Origin of the sequence: Shewanella sp. SP1S2-4 (assembly GCF_031932075.1) — a bacterium.
In the GTDB taxonomy this organism is placed as follows: domain Bacteria; phylum Pseudomonadota; class Gammaproteobacteria; order Enterobacterales; family Shewanellaceae; genus Shewanella; species Shewanella baltica.
In genome coordinates, this window is sequence record NZ_JAUOET010000060.1 from 1 (window position 1) to 914 (window position 914).

Sequence of the window (914 nt, forward strand, 5' to 3'; positions counted from 1 at the left end):
GTGTTCTTAGGCAAATCCGGGGACACGTACTTTAATGTACACACTGAGAGCTGATGACGAGGTCCTAAGGGACTGAAGTAGTTGATGCCATGCTTCCAGGAAAATCTTCTAAGCTTCAGGTTAGTGGGAATCGTACCCCAAACCGACACAGGTGGTCGGGTAGAGAATACCAAGGCGCTTGAGAGAACTCGGCTGAAGGAACTAGGCAAAATGGTACCGTAACTTCGGGAGAAGGTACGCTCCTGTTGGTGATGAGACTTGCTCTCTAAGCTGACGGGAGTCGCAGATACCAGGTGGCTGCAACTGTTTATCAAAAACACAGCACTGTGCAAACTCGCAAGAGGAAGTATACGGTGTGACGCCTGCCCGGTGCCGGAAGGTTAATTGATTGGGTTATCGCAAGAGAAGCTCATGATCGAAGCCCCGGTAAACGGCGGCCGTAACTATAACGGTCCTAAGGTAGCGAAATTCCTTGTCGGGTAAGTTCCGACCTGCACGAATGGCGTAATGATGGCCACGCTGTCTCCAGCCGAGACTCAGTGAAGTTGAAATTGCGGTGAAGATGCCGTATACCCGCGGCTAGACGGAAAGACCCCGTGAACCTTTACTATAGCTTGGCACTGAACATTGAACCTACATGTGTAGGATAGGTGGGAGACTTTGAAGTTGTGACGCTAGTCATGATGGAGTCGTCCTTGAAATACCACCCTTGTAGTTTTGATGTTCTAACCTAGGTCCCTTATCGGGATTAGGGACAGTGCCTGGTGGGTAGTTTGACTGGGGCGGTCTCCTCCCAAAGAGTAACGGAGGAGCACGAAGGTTGGCTAAGTACGGTCGGACATCGTACGGTTAGTGCAATGGCATAAGCCAGCTTAACTGCGAGACATACACGTCGAGCAGGTACGAAAGTAGGT

The 914-nt window shown here is 50.7% G+C and carries 1 rRNA gene; it reads left to right on the top strand.

The window, feature by feature from the left end:
• Window positions 1–914, top strand: a 23S ribosomal RNA gene (locus Q4Q52_RS22160); the annotation flags it as partial.